This window comes from Vibrio sp. 1078-1, from assembly GCF_033340475.1.
Map to the genome: position 1 here is coordinate 1 of NZ_JAWOWM010000145.1, position 906 is coordinate 906.

General features: G+C 48.0%; 1 pseudogene. It reads right to left on the reverse strand.

Features of this window, described 5'->3' with window-relative positions:
• Nucleotides 1-906 (reverse strand): annotated as a pseudogene (locus R7190_RS26200) (ATP-dependent DNA helicase DinG); the annotation flags it as partial.

The window sequence follows — 906 nt, forward strand, 5'->3', positions numbered from 1 at the left end:
AATCTGTTGGTCTAGCTGCCATCCAATCTCAAGAGGGGAGACACTCACAATAAAATCGCCTTCACGATCTGGGTGAGTTTCTAGCCATCTCGCTAAAGGTGCTCCTTTTTCTCGTGTTGGCTCTGCCATTAAACGCCAAACTTGAGCGAGGTTCTCAAGTCGTTGAATATAGAAACCTAGTTCAGCGAGCGCAGGCTCGGCCAATCTTGCCGCGAGTTCGCCATCTTTGACTCTTTCTGCGATAAGATCGGCGATTTTCGCGACGCTTTGGTTTGCTTTCTTGCTGAACTGCTTTAGCTCTTTAGATTGGTTTTCTAGCCAAGTAGGCAGTTCGCCATGTTCAAAGCGGTAGATGCCTTCTTCAAACTGAGCTGGGTCGAACTGTTTAGTCAATTGAGTGAGCGCAGGTAGTAAGTTTTGCACCGAGTCCTGCAAGTCATTGCGGAAACGAGCGACACGTTTCTCATCAGCCAGTGATGAAAATTTACTGATTGACTGATTCAGCTTCTCTAGCCACGCTGCTGCGCCTTTTAAACTCGCGGATGCTGAAGCGTGATCACGGGCGACGTGAGGCAGGTGGTGAGCTTCGTCAAAGACATAAATCGTATTTTCTGGCTCTGGTAAGATTACGCCACCACCTAAGTCAGCATCAGCCATAACGAGAGAGTGATTCGCGATGATCACGTCATTTTTATCTAACTCAGAACGCGCCTTTTGAAACGGGCACCCTCTGTGACCTGGCAAACTGTTATTACAGCTGTGTTTGTCGCTGACAATCAATTGCCAGATGCGGTCGTCTATGGGTTTAGGCCAAGCGTCGCGGTCACCATCCCATTTCCCTTGAGCGAGTGAGCGATACATGGTTTCCAGTAATTCAATGTCTTTTTTCTTTGGCTTGGTCTCAAA